Source organism: Ramlibacter tataouinensis TTB310, from assembly GCF_000215705.1.
In the GTDB taxonomy this organism is placed as follows: Bacteria; Pseudomonadota; Gammaproteobacteria; order Burkholderiales; family Burkholderiaceae_C; genus Ramlibacter; species Ramlibacter tataouinensis.
In genome coordinates, this window is record NC_015677.1 from 2,125,501 (window position 1) to 2,143,409 (window position 17,909).

Here is a 17,909-nt window from a genome sequence, read left to right on the forward strand (position 1 = left end):
ACGCTCAGGGATTGCCCGTAAGCCGCCAGTCCGCTATCGCCCAGGTGACATGCGGACGCGGCTCAAGCCGTCGGCAAGCGGTAGTCCTTGAGCATCTCGCGCAGCCGCGTCTTGAGCATCTTGCCGGTGGCGCCCAGCGGGATGGCGTCGACGAACACCACGTCGTCCGGCACCTGCCACTTGGCGGCCTTGCCGTCGTAAAAACGGATCAGTTCCTCCCGGGTGACCTCGGCGCCGGGCCTCCTGACCACCGCCAGGATCGGCCGCTCGTCCCATTTGGGGTGCTTCATGCCTATGCAGGCCGCCATCGCCACCGCGGGGTGCGCCATGGCGACGTTCTCGATGTCGATGGAGCTGATCCACTCGCCGCCGGACTTGATCACGTCCTTGCTGCGGTCGGTGATCTGCACGTAGCCGTCAGGGTCGATGGTGGCCACGTCGCCGGTGGGGAACCAGCCGTCCACCAGCGGGTCGCCGCCCTCGCCCCTGAAGTACTCGCGCACGATCCAGGGGCCCTTCACGTGCAGGTCGCCGGAGGTCTTGCCGTCCCAGGGCAGCTCGCGGCCGTCGCCGCCGACGATCCTCATGTCCACGCCGAAGATGGCGCGGCCCTGCTTGAGCCGGATCTTCATCTGCTCCTCGGGCGGCAGCGCCAGGTGCTTGTTCTTGAGCGTGCACAGCGTGCCCAGCGGGCTCATCTCGGTCATGCCCCAGGCGTGCAGCACCTCCACGCCGTACTGCTCGCGGAAGGCGTGGATCATGGCCGGCGGACAGGCGGAGCCGCCGATGACGGTGCGCTTGAGCGTGGAAAAGCGCAGCTGGTTGGGCGCCATGTGACCCAGCAGCATCTGCCACACGGTGGGCACCCCGGCGGCGTAGCTGACCTTCTCGGCCTCGATCAGCTCGTAAACCGACTTGCCGTCCAGCGCCGGCCCGGGAAACACCAGCTTGCAGCCGGTCAGCGCCGCCGAATACGGGATGCCCCAGGCGTTGACGTGGAACATGGGCACCACCGGCAGCACCGCGTCGCGCGCCGACAGGGCCATCACGTCGGGCAGCGCGGCCGCGTAGGCATGCAGCAGCGTCGAGCGGTGGCTGTACAGCGCGGCCTTGGGGTTGCCCGTGGTGCCGCTGGTGTAGCACATGCTGGAGGCGGAGTTCTCGTCGAAGCTGGGCCACTCGTAGCTGACGGGCTGCCCGCCGATCCAGTCCTCGTAGGCCACCAAGTGGGGGATGCCGCTGTCCTGCGGCAGCTTGCCCGCCTCGCACAGCATCACGTACTGCCGGATGGTGGGGCACTTGGCGTGGATGGCCTGCACCAGGGGCAGGAAGGTGGCGTCGAAGCACAGCACCTGGTCCTCGGCGTGGTTGGCGATCCAGGCGATCTGCTCGGGGTGCAGGCGCGGGTTGATGGTGTGCAGCACCCGGCCCGAGCCCGACACGCCGAAGTACAGCTCCAGATGCCGGTAGCCGTTCCAGGCCAGCGTCGCGACCCGGTCGGAGAACAGCAGGTTCAGCCCATCCAGGGCATGCGCCACCTGGCGCGAACGCAGCGCCACATCGCGCCAGCTGTAGCGGTGGATGTCGCCCTCCACGCGGCGCGAGACGATCTCGGCGTCGCCATGATGGCGTTCGGCGAACTCGATGAGGGACGAGATCAGCAGCGGCTGGCTTTGCATCAGACCGAGCATGGGAAGTGTCTCCTATGAAATTTCTTGTGGATGGAACGGCCTCCATCCTAAGCCGTCGCACGGCGGCCGGCCAAGGCTCGGGAATGCGTGAAAGCCCTGCCGTCGCTGCACGCCGCACTTGTGGCCCGCGCCCGAAGAAAATATGCTCCTCCTTTCACCCCTACACGCCATGAGCGAGCACCGGTCCCTCCCCTCCGCCCCCAGAGAGCTAGAGCTGCGCGCCGCGCGGGCCGTGATCGCCCGCGAACTGGGAACCGAGCAGCTCGCGCGCCTGCACGCGCCCAACCTGGCGCTCGACCTGGCCGCCATCGTCGGCTCCATCGCATTGTTCCTGGTTTGCGCCTGGAAGCTCGCGACCGGCAGCTTCAAGGATCCTCTCTGGTGGTTGTGCCTGGTCGTGCAGGGCAACCTGATCATCGTGATGGCCATCCTCAACCACGATGCATTCGTCCATCGCAAGTTGTTCCCGCAGCGGCTTCGATGGGTTGTCTCCTCGGTCCTTGCCTGGCCGGCGCAGCTGCGAAGCGCGCTTTACGAGAGCCAGCACCTGAAGCATCACCGCGCCCTGGGTACGGACGGCGATACCGAGATGCACAAGCAAGGCATAGACACCCGCCTGAGGCGGCTGGTCTACGCGACACCGGCCCTAATCGCATATCGCGCCATCTTCTACCGGTCGCTGGTGTCGCAACAGCGGCAGACACTGCCCGCCGACCCGCAAAAACCGCCGCAGGCGCGTGCGGCACACGGCGACGAGACGCGCCTGCGTTGGGAGAAATCCACGCGTTATGTGATCTGGGGGCTGGTAGCCGCGAGCGCGGCATGGGATTGGCGATTGGTCGTGTTCGGATACCTGCTACCTTTCGCCGTCGTGACTCCGCCGCTGAACACGGTGCGCATCGTGCTGGAGCATTTCGACCTGGATCGGAACAACCCGCTGTGGGTGGGCACCTTTTATCGCACAGGATTGTTCACCCGCGTGATGTTCTGGTGGGGAACTGGCGATTGCCACCTCGTGCATCACTACTACGCCAACATCCCTTTCTACCGGATGCCGGCAGCACTGCGTCTGGTGCGCCCCATCCTTCAACGCGAAGGCGTGTACGAGCACCGCTCGCTGCTGCGGCTGCTTTGGCAGTGGTTCTCCGCGTCGCGCGGACACTGGTCCGTGCCGCCTGGTTCTGCGCCGGTCAAGTCGTCTTGAAGTAGAGCGACACCTTCGTTCCGGCGCCCAGCACCGAGTCCACGGCGATGCTGCCGCCTATGGACTCCATCACCCGCCGGCAGAACATCAGGCCCATGCCATTGCCGCCGGACTGAGCCCGGGTCGTGACGGGTTCGCGCGTCAGGCGAGCCAGCACCTGCGGCGGGATGCCGGGGCCGTTGTCCTCGAATCGGATGCAAGCGCGCACGGGCCCGCCGACCTCAAGCTCCCGCCCGACGCGGATGTGCAGCCTGGGCGCGGCGTGGCCACGCAACGCCTGCAGCGCGTTCTTGGCCAGGGTGCACAGCACCAGGTACAGCAGGTCGCGCCGGCCCGGCAGCTGGAAATCGTGCTCGATGTCGCGGCTGACCCAGGAACGCTCACTGTTTTCGAAGGGGAACTCGTCGAGCAGGGCGTCGACCAGGCTGCTGCCGCTGACCGTCTGCGGCGCCACGCCCGGATAGGCATCACGCGCCGACTGGACGAAGGTGGACACCAGGGACTGGCAGTACAGCGCGCGCCGCTCGGCGCTTTCCAGGGCAGCCAGCACCTCGCCGGCGCGATGCTCGGTGATCCTGGCGATGCCAGGCTCCTCGCCCGGCGCGGGCCGCACGTAGCGGCTGGCCAGCGTCCCCACCAGGCCGCGGACGGTGGCCAGCGGCGTGTTGAGCTCGTGCGCCAGGAACCCCAGCGTTTCCCGCAGCGCGGTGAGCCGCCCCTCGTTCAAGGCGCGCTCCATCGCCTGCGCCCGGTGCAGCGCCACCGCCTCCCGCAAGGCATCGCGGGTGGATGCCTCATCCAGGGGCTTCTCCAGGATGCGCAGCACCCTGCCCTGGTTCACCGCGGCGATGGCGACGTCCTTCTCGGCATAGGCGGTGGCCAGCAGCCGGATGACGTGCCGATGATCGCGCTGGACGGCCCGCAGCAGCTTCATGCCGTCCTGCTGCGGCATCCGGTAGTCGGTCACCAGCACTGCGATCTCCTCGTGCCCGCGCAGGACGGCCAGGGCCTCGTCGGCGCTGGCCGAGGTCAGGATGTTGAATTCGTCGCCGAAGGCCCGGGCGAACCACTTGCGCGACATCGACTCGTCGTCGACGAACAGTACCGTGCTGCCCACGGGGGTCTCGGCAGCTGTCGGCATGGGTGAAGCTTCCATCAATGCACTCCCGTGGGCTGCCGGTCCTGACGGTACTTGCGCACGGCGGACACGGTCTGCTTGGCCAGAGCACCGATGTCGGACTCCCAGCCCTCCTCCGCCGGCCAGCGCCTGTGTTCCAGCATGGGCACGTACAGCGAACGCACCCGGCGATACAGCGCGGCCGCGCCCACCTCGCCGGTCATGCCCAGCAAGGCGTGCAGCGTTTCCAGGCAGCCCTGGAAATCGATGGACGTGACTGCCGTGCGGAGGGTATCCACCAGCCGCTCCAGCTCGGGCAGGCCCTCGTCCACCAACTCGTCCAGCAGGCCCAGGCGGGCATAGTTCTCCAGACGGTCCACGTCGAGCAGCGCCTCCTGCGGCGCTGGCGGCGCGCGGTGGTAGCCCACCCAAGGCTCTCGGGCCACCACCGCTCCGCCGCCGTTCTCGGCTTGGGAAAGCAGGCGCTCGAGCGTCTCATAAAGGCCCGCTGCGCTGACCGGCTTGGTCACGAAATCATCCATGCCGGCCGCCTTGGCCGCCTCGACGGCGGCGGCATCGGAGCGGGCGGTCATGGCCACGATGGCCAACCGCCGTCCGCCGGGAGGGTCGGCGCGCAAGGCCCGCGCGGTCTGGTAGCCGCCCAGCCCCGGCATGTGGATGTCCAGCAGCACCGCATCACAGGATTGACCGCCGCGCAGCAGCGCGAGCACCGCTTCGCCATGCTCCGCTTCGACCACCGCGATCCCCGCCTGTTGCAGGTAGGTCGACACGGCGCGCCGGTTCCAGCTGTTGTCGTCCGCCACAACCACCGTGCGACCGGCCAGCGCCTTCGCGCGCCGGGCGCCCTGGTGCCGGTCCAGCGCACGCTGCATGGCCAGCAGCAGCGCCAGCTGCGAACTGGGCTTGCTCGCGAAGCCGTCCATGCCGGCCTTGCGGGCCTTGACTTCCGCCACGTGGCCAGGTTCGCTGCTGTGCGCCAGGATGGGAACGTCCTGATGTCCCACGCGTCCGCGGCGTATGCGGGCGGCCAGCTCGTAGCCGTCCATGCCTGGCATGTACAAGTCCGTCACCAGCAGGTCGTAAGAGGTGCGGCCGAGCAGCGCCAGGGCCTCGGCGGCGCTCGAGGCCGTGTCGACCCGAATGCCCGTGTCTGACAGCTTGTGCACCGTGTACTGCCGGGCCGTGTCGTCGTCGTCGACCACCAGCACCCGGCGCCCGGCGAATGCGGCCGTGGCCTGCTGCCACAACCGGGCCTGGTGGGCCTGCAGGTCGGCCGCGGCTACGGCGGGGAAGCGCATGGCGAACTCGGTGTGCTCGCCGGGGACGGAACGGCAGCCGATCTCCCCGCCGAAGGAGTGCATCACCCGCCGGCAGTAGGCCAGTCCCAGGCCGGTGCCCCCCGTCTTGCCTGCGGAGCGGAACGGCTCGAACACATGGGCCAGCACATCATCGGTCATGCCAGGGCCGGTGTCCCGCACCCGGATCTCCTGCTCCGCCACCGTGATCACCACCTCCAACTGCGGCCGCACCGGCAGGTAGTACAGCGCGTTCTTGATCAGGTTGAAGAGCACGAATACGAAGGCTGTTTCATCGCCTTTGAAGACGAAGTCCTGCGACACCTCCAGGCGCACGCGGCCGCGCTGCAGCTCGCTGGCGTACCCGTACTCGCGCACCGCCTTGCCCGCCGCGTCGGACGCCGACAGGTACGAGAAAGCCGCCGGGTCCAAGGGCTTGGCGTTCACCTCGTCCAGGGTCATGGCGATCACTTGCAAGCCCCGGCTGACAGCCAACTCGCCATGCGCCACATGGCGGTAGAGCTCGTCGATCGCCGCGCCTTCCACGGCCTGCTCGCGGCTCGCCACGGTGGGCAGGGGCAGCGCCTGCTGCATGCTCTCCAGGTTGTGCTTGAGCTGGGTGAGCGGGTTGCGCATCTCGTGCGCGATGGAGCCAGCCAGCGAGCCGTAGGCTTGCCGGACCCGTTCAGCCGTCGCCTGCTCGAGTGCGGACTTGAACAGGCTGCCCCCAACCACCGCGGCGATCAGCACCGGAAGCCGGGCCACATAGTCCATCGGCAGCCTCGGGTCGGGGTCCGTGAGCACATAGAGCACCGCAGCCGAGGCGAAGCCGGTCAGGAGCATGACCACCATGTTCCGCCAATCCGCTAGCAGGATGAGCAGGAACACGGCCATGAACGTGTTGCCGATCGCCCCGGGTCCGCCTCCGTTCTTCAATGAGGTGAACACGAAGGTCAGCGGTAGGGTGATGATCATCACCGCATACGAATACGGAAGGTAGTAGCGCTTGAGCGACTCGGGCCACCGGTCGCGAAGGAGCAGGCCGAGAAGAATGACGACGTTGACCAGTCGCAACGGAAGGTCGTTGTAGCTGGGAGCGGTCTTGGTGAATCGCAACAGATAAAGGAGCGGAAACCCGAACAGCACGAGCAGGCTCATGTAGCGCAACAGCAAGGGCCCATGCTGGTGGTAGGCCTTGTAATGGGCAAACAGCCGATGGATCCACTTCATGGCTGTATCACTGAGGCCGGTTCGTGTCGTTGCGCCCCGACAGGCTGGCGGCGACGCCGGTCGAGCCGCCGCAGATCAGGGTGTAGCGCTTTTCCGTACCTGACAAAGGGACGTCCTTGGCGAAGGCGTTGAAGCCGAAGCGGCGGTACAGCCGCCCGAGCACGTGGGTGCAGGAGGCATACAGGTCGTCCACCTGCCGATGCGTGCAAGCGTACTGCAGGGCCAGGTGGAGACAGTGACGAAGTGCGTCCACGTCGCTGCGGTGCTCGGGTGCGAGCACGAGCCGGCCCACCTCCCAATCCGATGGAGTAGGCACCGGCGCACCGTGACCGAGCTGCAGCAGCAGCGTCTCCGTCAAGGTCAGCTGATAGCCCATGGGCACGATGCGGATCGTGCCGATCGGATCGCCCTCAAGGTAGAAGCCGAACACCAGACCGCACTCGTCTCTTTTTTTTCGAGCACGGCGAACTGCGGCCCGGCGGCCGCATGGACGGACAAGTCGATCTCCTCGCGAAGGTGCAGCACGCTGGCGATCTCCGCGGGCGTCTTCAGGTGCCGCAGCACCACGTCCTGGATGGAACCGCCCTCGCGCTGCGGCGGCGCGACCGGGTAGCCGATGGCGGCCACGGGGGAAAGGACTTGAACGCTCATTGGGAGGATCCTGGGATGCGAGCTCGACGTGGCCGCATTATCAGGCCGGGCTGGACCGTAACTCAACCCTGTCAGTTTTGACAAACTCATCCTTGCCGGTGGGCGCTATGCCCCCGCACCCCGGTGTCTCGGCCTGCGGGGCCGACAATCCATCCGCCAAGCCAAGGCCCGCGACTTGTCGGGCGTGCGGACCTTGCGGGCGCTGGTGCCGTCCCCATTTGACGGGCATCCCGCCACAAGGCCCAATAGCCGGCTTTCCGCCCGACGGGGTCACCTCCATCGAATTCAGCTGCTCATCTCATGACCTACCCGATCCAGAAAACCGAGGCCGAGTGGAAGGCCCTGCTGGCGCAGAAAGGCGCCGAGCCCCGCGCCTTCGACGTCACGCGCCACGCCGCCACCGAGCGCCCCTTCACCGGCAAGTACGAGCGCGTCTGGGCCGACGGCAGCTACCACTGCATCTGCTGCGGCAACAAGCTGTTCGACTCCGGCACCAAGTTCGATGCCGGTTGCGGCTGGCCCAGCTTCTCCGAGGCCGTGCCCGGTTCGATCAAGGAGATCACCGACCGCAGCCACGGCATGGTGCGCACCGAGACGGTTTGTGCACAATGCGGCGCCCACCTCGGCCATGTGTTCCCGGACGGGCCGACCCCCACGGGCCTGCGCTACTGCATGAACTCCGCCTCGCTCGACTTCGCACCCAAGGCATGAAGCTGCTCATCGACTTCTTTCCCATCCTGCTGTTCTTCGCGGCATTCAAGCTGTGGGACATCTGGGTCGCCACCGGCGTGGCCATCGTCGCGACCATCGCCCAGATCGCCTGGCTGCGCTGGAGCACCGGCAAGGTCGAGCCCATGCAGTGGCTCAGCCTGGGCGTGATCGTGCTGTTCGGCGGCGCCACCCTGCTGGCGCACAACGACACCTTCATCAAGTGGAAGCCCACGGTGCTGTACTGGCTGATGGGCGGCGCGCTGCTGGTGGGCCAGCTGCTGTTCCGCAAGAACCTGCTGAAGTCGCTGATGGGCGCCCAGATGCAGCTGCCCGAGGCCGCCTGGCGGGTCCTGAACTGGAGCTGGATGGCCTTCTTCGCCGCCATGGGCGTGCTGAACCTGTGGGTGGCGTTCAGCTTCGACACCGACACCTGGGTCAACTTCAAGCTGTTCGGCGGCCTGGGCCTGATGGCTCTGTTCGTGGTGGGGCAGGCGCTGTACCTCGGCCGCTACCTGAAGGCCGAGGAATCGCCCCACAAGCCCTGAGGACGCGCGTGGCCGGCACCGGGATCACCGCTCAGGCCCTGCAGCAGCGGCTGCAGGAACTCCTGGCGCCCAGTCACCTCGAAGTCATCGATGAGAGCGCAGCCCATGCGGGCCATGCGGGCGCCGACGGCACGGGTTCCGGCACCCATTTCCGGGTGCGGATCGCTTCCCCGGCCCTGGCCGGCAAGCCCCGCGTGGCGCAGCATCGCCTTGTGTATGATGCGCTGCGAATTTTCATCGACCGTGGCCTGCATGCGCTGGCGATCGAAACCCTCTGATCCTTGCCGATCATCTCCCGCTCCTGACCGTCCCTAGGCAATCCCATGAAAAAGCACCTCCTCACGGCCCTGGCCGCAGCCGCCCTCTGCGCCGCCCTGCCCGCCGCCGCACAGAATGTCGCTATCGTCAACGGCAAGCCGGTGCCCAAGGCGCGCGTCGATGCGCTGTCGGCACAGGTGGCCAAGTCGGGCCGGCCGGTCACGCCGGAGATGAGCAACCAGATCAAGGACGAAGTCATCGCCCGCGAGATCTTCATGCAGGAAGCGCAAAAGCGCGGCCTGGAAGGCAGCGAGGACTTCAAGTCGCAGATGGAACTGGCCCACCAGACGCTGCTGATCCGCGAGCTGTTCGCCGACCAGCAGAAGAAGAACCCGGTGACGGATGCCGAGATCCAGGCCGAGTACGACAAGTTCGTCGCGGCCAACGGGGGCAAGGAGTACCGGGCCCGCCACATCCTGGTGGAAAAGGAAGACGAGGCCAGGAAGATCATCGCCGGCCTCAAGAAGGGCGGCAAGTTCGAGGAGATCGCCAAGAAGCAGTCCAAGGACGCGGGGTCCGGCGCGAACGGCGGCGACCTCGACTGGGCCAACGCCAGCAGCTACGTGCCCGAGTTCGCCGAAGCCATGGTCAAGCTGAACAAGGGCCAGACCACCGAGGCGCCGGTCAAGAGCCAGTTCGGCTGGCACATCATCCGCGTGGACGACGTGCGCCAGGCCCAGCTGCCCAAGCTGGAAGAGGTCAAGCCGCAGATCGCGCAGCAGCTGCAGCAGCAAAAGCTCGCCAAGTTCCAGGACGACCTGCGCACCAAGGCCAAGGTGGAATAAGGCTCAGGCCGGGGCCGAGCTCTCGGCCTGCAGCTCCTGCTGGCGCGAGCGCAGTTGCGATCCCAGTGCGTCCAGGTCAAGGCCGGGCGCCGTCCTGGCCTTGGGGAAAAGCTCGTCGCGCTCCTCCTTGACGTGGTGCTCGATCGCCCGGTTCAGCTCGGCCACCAGCGCATCCATGGCCGCATCGGCGGCGTCCATGGCCTGGATTCGCGCGATCATCTCCTTGGCTTGCTGGTGCTCGGCGCGCGCCTCTTGCAGCAGGTCGCCCGCATCGGGCATGGCGCGTTGCAGCGCCGGATAGAAGATCTCCTCCTCGATCTGCGCATGCACGGTGAGCTCGTCGCAGATCCGCATGGCGATGGCGGCACGGTCGGCACCGGCCGCGCCAGGAGACACGGCGGCGAGCCGGGCGTACTCCACGAACAGGTGTTTGACGGCGATGTGGTCGGCGTCCAGCAGCTCACAGGCGTTCTTGTCGGCCAGGGGTGTCATGGTGGTGTCTCCGTGTCGGGTTGAAGGTTCTTCACAGCAGCGGCGGGTCCATCTCGCGGCCGAAATGCCGGTGCCGGGTCATGCCCTCGATGAAGGCGGCGATCGCCTGGCGCGCGTCGCCCGCCTCGGCGAAGATGAGCCCGGTGCCGCCCTGGGCGTGGCTCTTGTCCATGCTGACCGGCAAGCCGGCTTTGACCATCAGCTGGCGCGACGCACCCAGCGCCAGGATGGTCTTGCAATGGCGGAACTGGTCCCTGATGAACTCCATGGTGTGCCCGTCCTGGGCCAGTGCCGCCACGGCTTCCTGGCCGTCCGGAAGGATCAGGGCGTCGAACAGGAAGCCGGGCTCGTTCTCCAGCGAGGCGTCCGCGTCCAGCGCGTCGCCCGCGCTGGTAGGCATGCGGCCGATCCGGGTGCCGACCAGGCGCGCGATCGCCCCTTGCTCCAGCAGGGCCGCCTGCGCCAGGGCGACCGATTTGCCTTCCACGCCGGGCGCCACCAGCACGGCCACCTTGCGTCCCTTGAGCGAGCCGTCGCCCGGGCGCGCCAGCAGCGACAACGCCGGGGACTTCTGCACCTCGGGCTTGGCAGGGTTGGCCAGAGCCAATGGCTGCGGTTCGGGCAGGGGATCGATGCCCAGCCCCGTAGCGACCTTCCTGGCCAAGGGCTCCGACGCATTGCGCAGCATGGCGACGATGCGCTCGCGGATCGCCGGCACCGTCACCTTGGACAGCTCGAACCGGAACGCGTTGGCGATGTGGTCCTGCTCCACCGGCGTCTGGCTGTCGAAGAACAGCGTGGCCTGTGTGTAGTGGTCGGCGAACTTCTCCGGCTTGCCGCGCACCTTGCCCTGCTCCTCCTGCGCCCGCAGCCGCGCCGGCACGGTCACGAATCCCTGTTCGGCGCCGGCCTGGAACGGGCAGCCGCCCGCCAGCGAGTTCGGCTCGTAGGCCACGCGGCCGCGGTGGATGGCCTGGCGATGCAGGCCGTCGCGCTGGTTGTTGTGCACCGGGGCGACGGGCGAATTGATCGGGATCTCGTGGAAGTTCGGCCCGCCCAGGCGCGTGATCTGGGTATCCACATAGGAATGGATGCGGCCGGCCAGCAGCGGATCGTTGGAGAAGTCGATGCCCGGCACGATGTGCGCCGTGCAGAAGGCCACCTGCTCCGTCTCCGCGAAGAAGTTGTCGGGATTGCGGTTGAGCACCATGCGGCCCACCGGCCTGATGGGTACCAGCTCTTCGGGCACGATCTTGGTGGCGTCCAGGATGTCGAAGCTGAACTGGTCGGCCTGCTCCTCGGTGAAGATCTGCAGGCCCAGCTCGTATTCCGGGTAGGCACCGGCCTCGATGCGCTCCCACAGGTCGCGGCGGTGATAGTCCGGGTCGGCCCCCGAGATCTTGACCGCTTCGTCCCAGACCAGCGAATGGGTGCCGGCCGTGGGCGTCCAGTGGAACTTGCAGAACACCGACTCGCCGGCCTCGTTGACCAGCCGGAAGGTGTGCACGCCGAAGCCCTGCATGGTGGCGTAGCTGCGCGGGATCGCGCGGTCGGACATCACCCACATGAGCATGTGCGTGATCTCGGGCATGAGCGAGGCGAAGTCCCAGAACGTGTCGTGCGCGCTGGCCGCCTGGGGCATCTGGTGGTGCGGCTCGGGTTTCACGGCATGCACCAGGTCGGGGAACTTCATCGCGTCCTGGATGAAGAACACGGGCATGTTGTTGCCCACCAGGTCCCAGTTGCCCTCGTCGGTGTAGAACTTCACCGCGAAACCGCGGACGTCGCGCGCCGTGTCCTTGGAGCCGCGCTCGCCCTGCACGGTGGAAAACCGGACGAATACCGGGGTGGTCTTCCCGGCCTCGCGGAACGGCGCCGCCTTGGTGTACTGCGTGAGTGGTTCGTAGCATTCAAAAAAGCCGTGCGCACCGGAGCCGCGCGCGTGCACGATGCGCTCGGGGATGCGCTCGTGGTCGAAGTGGGTGATCTTCTCGCGCAGGATGAAGTCTTCCAGCAGCGCCGGCCCGCGCACGCCGTACTTCAGCGAGTTCTGGTTGTCCGCGACCGGAACGCCCTGGTTGGTGGTGAGCCGCTGGCCAGACGAATCCACCCGCACCCGGTCCAGCGGTTCGATCGTGGCATTGACACCCTCGGGCGCGACGCTGCCGGTCTTGCCCGAGCCGTTCTCCTCCGACAGCGTGCTGCCGGTCGGCAGGCGCGAAGCCGGCTGTGCCGTGGCGCCCGGCTGCGGCTTCAGGCCATTGGCAAAGCCGTGCTCCGCCGCCTTGGTCGGGTTGTGGGGCATGGCCGCGGACAGCGCCTCGACCTGGGCCATCTTCTCTGCGGCCAGGTCGCCCGCAGCGGCTGCCACGCGCGACGGGCCGCTGTCTGTGTTGCGGGCGGCGGCCTTGGCGGCAGTGCGCTTCTTGGCGCCGGCGTCGCCGGCAGCCGTGGGTTTGTCGCTGTTCCTGGGGGATCTGGGCATGGAGGGGGTGCTTGTTGTTGGGTTCGGCGGTATTGCCGCCAGCCACGCTACAAGCCGTCCTGCCCGCTCGTCGTCGGACGGGGCCTTCCTCGTCGGGAGCGATCGGCCTGCGCCGAGCTCAGGCCCAGCGCCACGCCGTCATCAGGCCGATCAGCACCGGCTGGTGCAGCATGTACCAGCTCAGGCTCCAGCGCCCGAGCCAGGCCAGCGGCGCGGCGGCCGTCGGCAGCCGCCCGGCCACCCGCTCGGGCCGCCGGCGCAGCAGCCACTGGCCGGCCGCCATGCCCCACCACATCACGCCCAGCCAGGGCAGCAGCGGCACGTAGTCCTCGGTGACCGGCTTGCGCCCGATCAGGCCCAGCCAGTTCCAGGCCGCATCGTTCAGGAACCCGGGCGCCACCCCGAGGGCGTGGGCGTGGCTCGCCGCGAACTTGGCGGCGATGGCCAGGGCACCGGCCAGCCACAGCCAGCGCCCCCAGCCGGCCGTCAGGCGCACGATGATGAGCATCACCGCGATGCCATGCAGCACGCCGAAGTAGATGAAGCTCCTGGGGAACATCAGGTAAGAGCCGGCCGTGACCAGCAAGGCGCATCCGGCGACCTGGGCCCAGCGCTTCCAGAACCGGGGCCAGCGCTGGCCCTGCTCCACGGCCGCCGCCTGGCCCAGGCCGGCGCAGAACAGGAACAGGCTGACGATGGCGGTGCGCTGCCAGGTCCAGAACGGGTCGGTGTAGAAGTCCTGCTTCAGCCAGCCGAAGTGGTTCAGGTCGAAGCAGAAATGGAACGCCGTCATCCAGACGATGGCCAGGCCGCGCAGGGCATCGATGCGGTCGTGGCGGCGCGGTGGCATGACGCGCAAGTGTAGGGCTTGCGCCGCGCCAGCCCGGCAGCGCGGCCGGAATGGCCAGTTGACGAATCGGTGGTTGCGGCATCCAATCCCACGCTGCCAGCCGTTGGCATGCCAACCAACACGGACCACCAGGAGCCATCGATGAGAACATGCCCGCTGTATGCCTTGCCGCTGCTCGCCGCGCTCGCGGCCTGCGCTCCCATGGCCAATGTCCCCGCCACCGGCGGCTCGGCATCCATGCCGGTGGCCTCCGCCGCCTCTGCCACGCCCACCGCCGGCAAGACCGAGGTGCTGTGGCTGGGCCAGGCCACCACCCGCATCACCACGCCCGGCGGCAAGGTCATCGTCATCGATCCCTGGCTCAAGACCAACCCCAAGACGCCGGCCAACTTCAAGGCACTGGAGGCGCTGGGCAAGGTGGATCTGATCCTGGTCACGCACGCGCATTTCGACCATTTCGCCGACGCGCCGGAGCTGGCCAAGATGCACAAGGCGCCCATGTTCGGCCCGGCCGGACTGGGCCAGACCGTGGCCACCCTGGGCATCCTGCCGGGCGAGCTGGCGCCGCGCTTCGGCAAGAGCGGCACCGTCGCGCCGCTGGGCCCGAACGGTCCCAAGATCACGGCCGTGCGGGCCGAGCACTCGTCCGAGCTGGCCTGGAAGGACAGCGCCGGCAAGGACATGGTCTACCCCGGCGGCGAACCGGTGGGCTTCATCATCGAGATGGAGAACGGCTTCAAGGTCTGGCACATGGGCGATACCGGCGTGTTCGGCGACATGAAGCTGATCGGCGAGATGTACAGGCCCGACCTGGTGCTGATCCCCATCGGCGGCCACTTCGTCATGGACCCGAAACAGGCCGCCATGGTGGTGCGCGACATGATCAAGCCCAAGTACGCCGTGCCCATCCATTACGGCACCCTGCCGGTGCTGCGCGGCACGCCCGCGGAGTTCGAGGCCGCGCTGGGCAGGAGCACGGCCCGCATGCTGGCGCTGGAACCCGGCCAGAAGCTGGACTTCTGATGCGGCGGCGGCTTTGGCTCGCGGCAGCGGCTGCCGGGCTGGCGGCGTGCGCGGCACGGGCGCCACGCTCCGCCCCGCCGATGGCCGAACTGGCGCCCACCGGCACGCTGCGCGCGGCCATCAACTTCGGCAATCCCATCCTGGCTGGCCGCGGGCCGGACGGCCAGCCGCGCGGCGTGTCGGTCGACCTGGCGCGCGAGGCCGGACGCCGGCTGGGCGTGCCGGTGGAGCTGGTGACCTTCAACTCGGCCGGCACCGTGGTCGAGGCCGTCAAGGCGCGCAGCGTGGACCTGGCCTTCGTGGCCATCGACCCGGTGCGCGCGGCCGACACGGAGTACACCGCCCCCTACGTCGTCATCGAAGGCGCCTATCTGGTGCGGGAGGGCTCGCCGCTGCGCAGCAATGAGGAGGTGGACCGTCCCGGCACGCGCGTGGCGGTCGGCCGCGGCAGCGCCTACGACCTGTTCCTCAGCCGTGAGCTGAAGTCGGCCACCCTGGTGCGGGCGCCGACCTCGCCCGCCGTCACCGACCTGTTCGTCGCACAGGACCTGGAGGTCGCCGCCGGCGTGAAGCAGCAGCTGGAGGCCGACGCGCGGCGCGTGCCGGGGCTGCGGCTGCTGCCGGGCCGCTTCATGGTGATCGAGCAGGCCATGGGCGTGCCCAAGGGCCGCACCGCCGCGCAGGCCTGGCTCAGCCGCTTCATCGAGGAGATGAAGGCCTCCGGCTTCGTCGCCGAGGCCCTGCGGCGCCATGGCATCGAAGGCGCCGCGGTCGCACTGCCGCGTGGCACCTAACGCACGATGGCACAGACATTGCAGCGCTGTCCCGTCTTTTGCCGTAACTTGAGGAAGCCATGCTCTCTTTCGATTTCTCTACCTCCCCGGCCGGACGCCGGGCCGCCCTGCGCGGCGGCGGCGCCGCGCTGCTGCTGGCCCTGGCCGGCCTGCCGGCTCAAGCCCAAACCGCCGACTGGCCGCAAAAACCGGTGCAGATGGTGCTCTCGTTCCCGGCCGCCGGCGCCACCGACATCCTGGCGCGCGCCGTCGGCCAGAAGATGTCCGAGGCGCTGGGCCAGTCGGTGGTGGTGGAGAACCGCCCCGGCGCCGGCGGGAACATCGGCCTGCTGCACGCCGCCAAGGCCGCGCCGGACGGCCACACGGTGTACATGGCGGCGGTGACGAACGCCGCCATCGCCGCGGCCGCCTACCCGCCGCAGCAGGCGCACCTGGTCAAGGACTTCGTGCCCGTCGCGGGCGTGGCCATCATCCCGCACATGCTGGTGGTGCCGGCCTCGCTGCCGGCGCAATCGGTCGGCCAGCTGATCGGCCTGCTCAAGAAGGAGCCGGGCAGGCACAACTTCGCCTCGCAGGGCGCCGGCACGCTGTCGCACCTGGAGTCCGAGGTCTTCAAGGCGTCCGCCGGGCTGGACATCGTGCACATCCCCTACAAGGGCAGTTCGCAGGCCCTGCCCGACCTGATGGCCGGCAGCGCCAGCCTGATGTTCGACAGCATCCCCGCCTCCATGCCGCACGTGAAGTCCGGCAAGCTGCGTGTACTGGCGGTCGCCTCCAGCAAGCGCATCGCCATGCTGCCGGACGTGCCCACCGTGGCCGAGAGCGGGGTCAAGGGCTTCGCGGCCGACAACGTGTTCGGCGTGGTCGCGCCCAAGGGCACGCCGCCCGCCGCGCTGGCGGCGCTGGCCAAGGCGGTGCGCTTTGCGATGGAGTCGCCCGAGCTGCGCCAGCGCATGCAGGAGCAGGGCGTGGAGTTGCGCTACACGCCGGCCGATGAGTTCGGCAAGCTGATCGGCGACGAGTTCCGCACCTGGGGACGGGCCGTGGAGCAGGCCAAGGTGCGGCTGGAATAATCGGACCATGTCTGAATCCTCCGCCTCCTTCGCCCCGTCCTGGGACTTCCCGTACACCTCGCAGCGCATGCCGCTGCTGGCGCGCAACGTCGTCAGCACCTCGCAGCCGCTGGCGTCCGCCGCCGGCGCGCTGATCCTGGCCCGCGGCGGCAACGCCGTGGATGCGGCGCTCGCGACCGCCATCACGCTGACCGTGGTGGAGCCTTGCATGAACGGCATCGGCGGCGATGCCTTCTGCATCCTCTGGGACGGCACGCGCCTGCACGGCCTGAACGCCTCCGGCCGGGCGCCGCGCCGCTGGACGCCGGAGCATTTCGCCCGCTACGACGCCATGCCCTTGCGCGGCTGGGATTCGGTGACCGTTCCCGGCGCCGTGTCGGCCTGGCGCATGCTGTCGGACCGCTTCGGCACCCTCCCCTTCGCCGAACTGTTCGAGCCGGCCCTGCGCCACGCACGCGAGGGTTACCTGGTCTCGCCCACCGTTCGCCGGCAATGGCAGGCGCAGGTGCCGGAGCTGCTGCCGCAGCCCGGCTTCCGCGAGGCGTTCGCGCCGCGCGGCGAGGCGCCGCAGATCGGCGACCTGTTCATCTGCCCCGGCCAGGCCGACACGCTGGAGCGCATCGCGAAAAGCAAGGGCGAGGACTTCTACCGCGGCAGCCTGGCCCGGGCGATCGCCGACCACGCGCGCGCGACCGGCGGCCTCATCAGTGAGGAGGACCTCGCCGCGCACCAGGCCGACTGGGTCCAGCCGCTGTCGGTGCGCTACCGGGGCGTGGAACTGCACGAGATCGGCCCCAGCGGCCAGGGCATCGCCGCGCTGATGGCGCTGGGCATGCTGCAGCACCTGGACCTGCGGTCGGCCGGTCGCGACACCGCGCTGTCCCACCACCTGCAGATCGAAGCCATGAAGCTCGCGTTCGCGGACCTGCACGAGTACGTGGCGGACCCGGACGCGATGCGCGCGGTGACGGCCGAACACCTGCTGGCTCCCGGCTACCTGGCCAGTCGCGCCAGGCTGATCGACGCCGACCGCGCCGCGCCGGCGCGCCCGGGCGCGCCGGCCAGCGGCGGCACCGTGTACCTGACGGCGGCGGACCAGAGCGGGATGATGGTGTCCCTCATCCAGTCCAACTTCAAGGGCTTCGGCTCGGGCGTGGTGGTTCCGAACACCGGCATCGCCCTGCACAACCGCGGCTGGGGCTTTAACCTGAAGCCGGGCCATCCCAACCAGGTGGCGCCGCGCAAGCGCCCCTTCCACACCATCATCCCCGGCTTCCTGATGCAGGAGGGCCGTCCACTCATGAGCTTCGGCGTGATGGGCGGCTCCATGCAGGCCCAGGGACACGTGCAGGTGGCGGTGCGCATCGCCGACCACGGCCAGAACCCCCAGGCAGCCAGCGACGCACCGCGCTGGCGCATCCACGACGACAACGTGACGGTGGCGGTGGAGTGGAACTTCCCGCCCGAGGCGATCGAGGGCCTGAAGTCACGCGGCCACGACGTGCGCGTGGCGCAGCGCTTCGACACCGAGTTCGGCTCGGCCCAGTTCGCGCTGAAGACCCAGCACGGCTACGTGGCCGCCTCCGACCACCGCAAGGACGGCTACCCGGTGGGGTTCTAGGAG

General features: G+C 68.6%; 17 protein-coding genes. 9 read left to right on the forward strand and 8 right to left on the reverse strand.

From position 1 onward, the window contains the following. Window positions 1–62: 62 nt before the first annotated feature. Entirely contained in the window at window positions 63–1,691 is a 1,629-nt protein-coding gene (locus tag RTA_RS10325; protein ID WP_013901337.1) for a 3-(methylthio)propionyl-CoA ligase, read from the reverse strand. 169 nt (window positions 1,692–1,860) lie between these two features. Between RTA_RS10325 and RTA_RS10330 the strand changes: the two genes are divergently transcribed. Beyond that, window positions 1,861–2,895 carry a fatty acid desaturase family protein gene (locus tag RTA_RS10330; RefSeq protein WP_041675333.1) on the forward strand — a complete coding sequence of 345 codons (1,035 nt, stop codon included), beginning with the start codon at window positions 1,861–1,863 and terminating at the stop codon, window positions 2,893–2,895. Here RTA_RS10330 and RTA_RS10335 read toward each other — a convergent pair. Genes RTA_RS10335 through RTA_RS20695 form a run of 4 tightly spaced genes read right to left on the reverse strand, consistent with a single transcriptional unit; the run spans window position 2,882 to window position 7,209 of the window. After that, entirely contained in the window at window positions 2,882–4,036 is a 1,155-nt protein-coding gene (locus RTA_RS10335; RefSeq protein WP_143763060.1) for a hybrid sensor histidine kinase/response regulator, read from the reverse strand. The genes RTA_RS10330 and RTA_RS10335 overlap by 14 nt on opposite strands. A 14-nt stretch (window positions 4,037–4,050) precedes the next feature. Beyond that, complete coding sequence (locus RTA_RS10340; RefSeq protein ID WP_013901340.1) at window positions 4,051–6,558, reverse strand: ATP-binding response regulator; 2,508 nt, start codon at window positions 6,556–6,558, stop codon at window positions 4,051–4,053. A 7-nt stretch (window positions 6,559–6,565) separates the two neighbouring features. Then, entirely contained in the window at window positions 6,566–6,988 is a 423-nt protein-coding gene (locus RTA_RS10345; RefSeq protein WP_226986067.1) for an N-acyl amino acid synthase FeeM domain-containing protein, read from the reverse strand. Next, a complete protein-coding gene (locus RTA_RS20695; protein WP_013901342.1) occupies window positions 6,919–7,209 on the reverse strand; it encodes a hypothetical protein in 291 nt (96 codons plus the stop codon). The genes RTA_RS10345 and RTA_RS20695 overlap by 70 nt, the downstream gene beginning before the upstream one ends. Before the next feature lie 300 nt (window positions 7,210–7,509). Here RTA_RS20695 and msrB point away from each other — a divergent pair, with 300 nt between their 5' ends. The 4 genes from msrB to RTA_RS10365 are packed head-to-tail and all read left to right on the forward strand — an operon-like array spanning window position 7,510 to window position 9,568. Further along, entirely contained in the window at window positions 7,510–7,920 is a 411-nt protein-coding gene (gene msrB, locus RTA_RS10350) for a peptide-methionine (R)-S-oxide reductase MsrB (protein WP_013901343.1), read from the forward strand. Further along, window positions 7,917–8,465, forward strand: coding sequence for a septation protein A (locus RTA_RS10355; RefSeq protein ID WP_013901344.1), 549 nt, complete (start codon window positions 7,917–7,919; stop codon window positions 8,463–8,465). Before msrB ends, RTA_RS10355 begins: the two co-directional genes overlap by 4 nt. Window positions 8,466–8,473: 8 nt before the next feature. After that, on the forward strand, window positions 8,474–8,743 hold the full coding sequence (locus tag RTA_RS10360) for a BolA family protein (protein WP_013901345.1): 270 nt from the start codon (window positions 8,474–8,476) through the stop codon (window positions 8,741–8,743). Between the two features lie 45 nt (window positions 8,744–8,788). Then, window positions 8,789–9,568: a peptidylprolyl isomerase gene (locus RTA_RS10365; protein ID WP_013901346.1), complete on the forward strand. Its 780-nt coding sequence runs from the start codon at window positions 8,789–8,791 to the stop codon at window positions 9,566–9,568. Between the two features lie 3 nt (window positions 9,569–9,571). On the opposite strand, the gene RTA_RS10370 is transcribed toward RTA_RS10365, so the two are convergent. The 3 genes from RTA_RS10370 to RTA_RS10380 all read right to left on the reverse strand — a co-directional run bounded on the left by RTA_RS10370 (window position 9,572) and on the right by RTA_RS10380 (window position 13,395). Then, window positions 9,572–10,060, reverse strand: coding sequence for a hemerythrin domain-containing protein (locus tag RTA_RS10370; protein WP_013901347.1), 489 nt, complete (start codon window positions 10,058–10,060; stop codon window positions 9,572–9,574). Window positions 10,061–10,091: 31 nt separating this feature from the next. Beyond that, window positions 10,092–12,545, reverse strand: a complete 2,454-nt coding sequence (locus RTA_RS10375; protein ID WP_013901348.1) for a catalase — start codon at window positions 12,543–12,545, stop codon at window positions 10,092–10,094. Between the two features lie 118 nt (window positions 12,546–12,663). Next, the gene (locus RTA_RS10380) at window positions 12,664–13,395 is read right to left on the reverse strand and encodes a heparan-alpha-glucosaminide N-acetyltransferase (RefSeq protein ID WP_041675335.1); all 732 of its coding nucleotides are present in this window, start codon (window positions 13,393–13,395) and stop codon (window positions 12,664–12,666) included. Window positions 13,396–13,536: 141 nt separating this feature from the next. Here RTA_RS10380 and RTA_RS10385 point away from each other — a divergent pair, with 141 nt between their 5' ends. The 4 genes from RTA_RS10385 to RTA_RS10400 all read left to right on the forward strand — a co-directional run bounded on the left by RTA_RS10385 (window position 13,537) and on the right by RTA_RS10400 (window position 17,906). Beyond that, a complete protein-coding gene (locus RTA_RS10385) occupies window positions 13,537–14,418 on the forward strand; it encodes a metal-dependent hydrolase (RefSeq protein ID WP_013901350.1) in 882 nt (293 codons plus the stop codon). Between the two features lie 80 nt (window positions 14,419–14,498). Next, window positions 14,499–15,212: an ABC transporter substrate-binding protein gene (locus tag RTA_RS10390; protein WP_041675336.1), complete on the forward strand. Its 714-nt coding sequence runs from the start codon at window positions 14,499–14,501 to the stop codon at window positions 15,210–15,212. Between the two features lie 59 nt (window positions 15,213–15,271). Then, on the forward strand, window positions 15,272–16,285 hold the full coding sequence (locus RTA_RS10395; RefSeq protein ID WP_013901352.1) for a Bug family tripartite tricarboxylate transporter substrate binding protein: 1,014 nt from the start codon (window positions 15,272–15,274) through the stop codon (window positions 16,283–16,285). Between the two features lie 7 nt (window positions 16,286–16,292). Beyond that, a complete protein-coding gene (locus RTA_RS10400) occupies window positions 16,293–17,906 on the forward strand; it encodes a gamma-glutamyltransferase family protein (protein ID WP_013901353.1) in 1,614 nt (537 codons plus the stop codon). Window positions 17,907–17,909 lie beyond the last annotated feature (3 nt).

Bases quoted from the DNA above. Each gene is read 5' to 3' on its own strand.
- RTA_RS10370 (WP_013901347.1), bottom strand. From the start codon at position 10,060: ATGACACCCCTGGCCGACAAGAACGCCTGTGAGCTGCTGGACGCCGAC.
- RTA_RS10355 (WP_013901344.1), top strand. From the start codon at position 7,917: ATGAAGCTGCTCATCGACTTCTTTCCCATCCTGCTGTTCTTCGCGGCA.
- RTA_RS10335 (WP_143763060.1), bottom strand. From the start codon at position 4,036: ATGCCGACAGCTGCCGAGACCCCCGTGGGCAGCACGGTACTGTTCGTC.
- RTA_RS10365 (WP_013901346.1), top strand. From the start codon at position 8,789: ATGAAAAAGCACCTCCTCACGGCCCTGGCCGCAGCCGCCCTCTGCGCC.
- RTA_RS10385 (WP_013901350.1), top strand. From the start codon at position 13,537: ATGAGAACATGCCCGCTGTATGCCTTGCCGCTGCTCGCCGCGCTCGCG.
- RTA_RS10400 (WP_013901353.1), top strand. From the start codon at position 16,293: ATGTCTGAATCCTCCGCCTCCTTCGCCCCGTCCTGGGACTTCCCGTAC.
- RTA_RS10325 (WP_013901337.1), bottom strand. From the start codon at position 1,691: ATGCTCGGTCTGATGCAAAGCCAGCCGCTGCTGATCTCGTCCCTCATC.
- RTA_RS10330 (WP_041675333.1), top strand. From the start codon at position 1,861: ATGAGCGAGCACCGGTCCCTCCCCTCCGCCCCCAGAGAGCTAGAGCTG.
- RTA_RS10375 (WP_013901348.1), bottom strand. From the start codon at position 12,545: ATGCCCAGATCCCCCAGGAACAGCGACAAACCCACGGCTGCCGGCGAC.
- RTA_RS10390 (WP_041675336.1), top strand. From the start codon at position 14,499: ATGGCCGAACTGGCGCCCACCGGCACGCTGCGCGCGGCCATCAACTTC.
- RTA_RS10340 (WP_013901340.1), bottom strand. From the start codon at position 6,558: ATGAAGTGGATCCATCGGCTGTTTGCCCATTACAAGGCCTACCACCAG.
- RTA_RS20695 (WP_013901342.1), bottom strand. From the start codon at position 7,209: ATGAGCGTTCAAGTCCTTTCCCCCGTGGCCGCCATCGGCTACCCGGTC.
- RTA_RS10380 (WP_041675335.1), bottom strand. From the start codon at position 13,395: ATGCCACCGCGCCGCCACGACCGCATCGATGCCCTGCGCGGCCTGGCC.
- msrB (WP_013901343.1), top strand. From the start codon at position 7,510: ATGACCTACCCGATCCAGAAAACCGAGGCCGAGTGGAAGGCCCTGCTG.
- RTA_RS10395 (WP_013901352.1), top strand. From the start codon at position 15,272: ATGCTCTCTTTCGATTTCTCTACCTCCCCGGCCGGACGCCGGGCCGCC.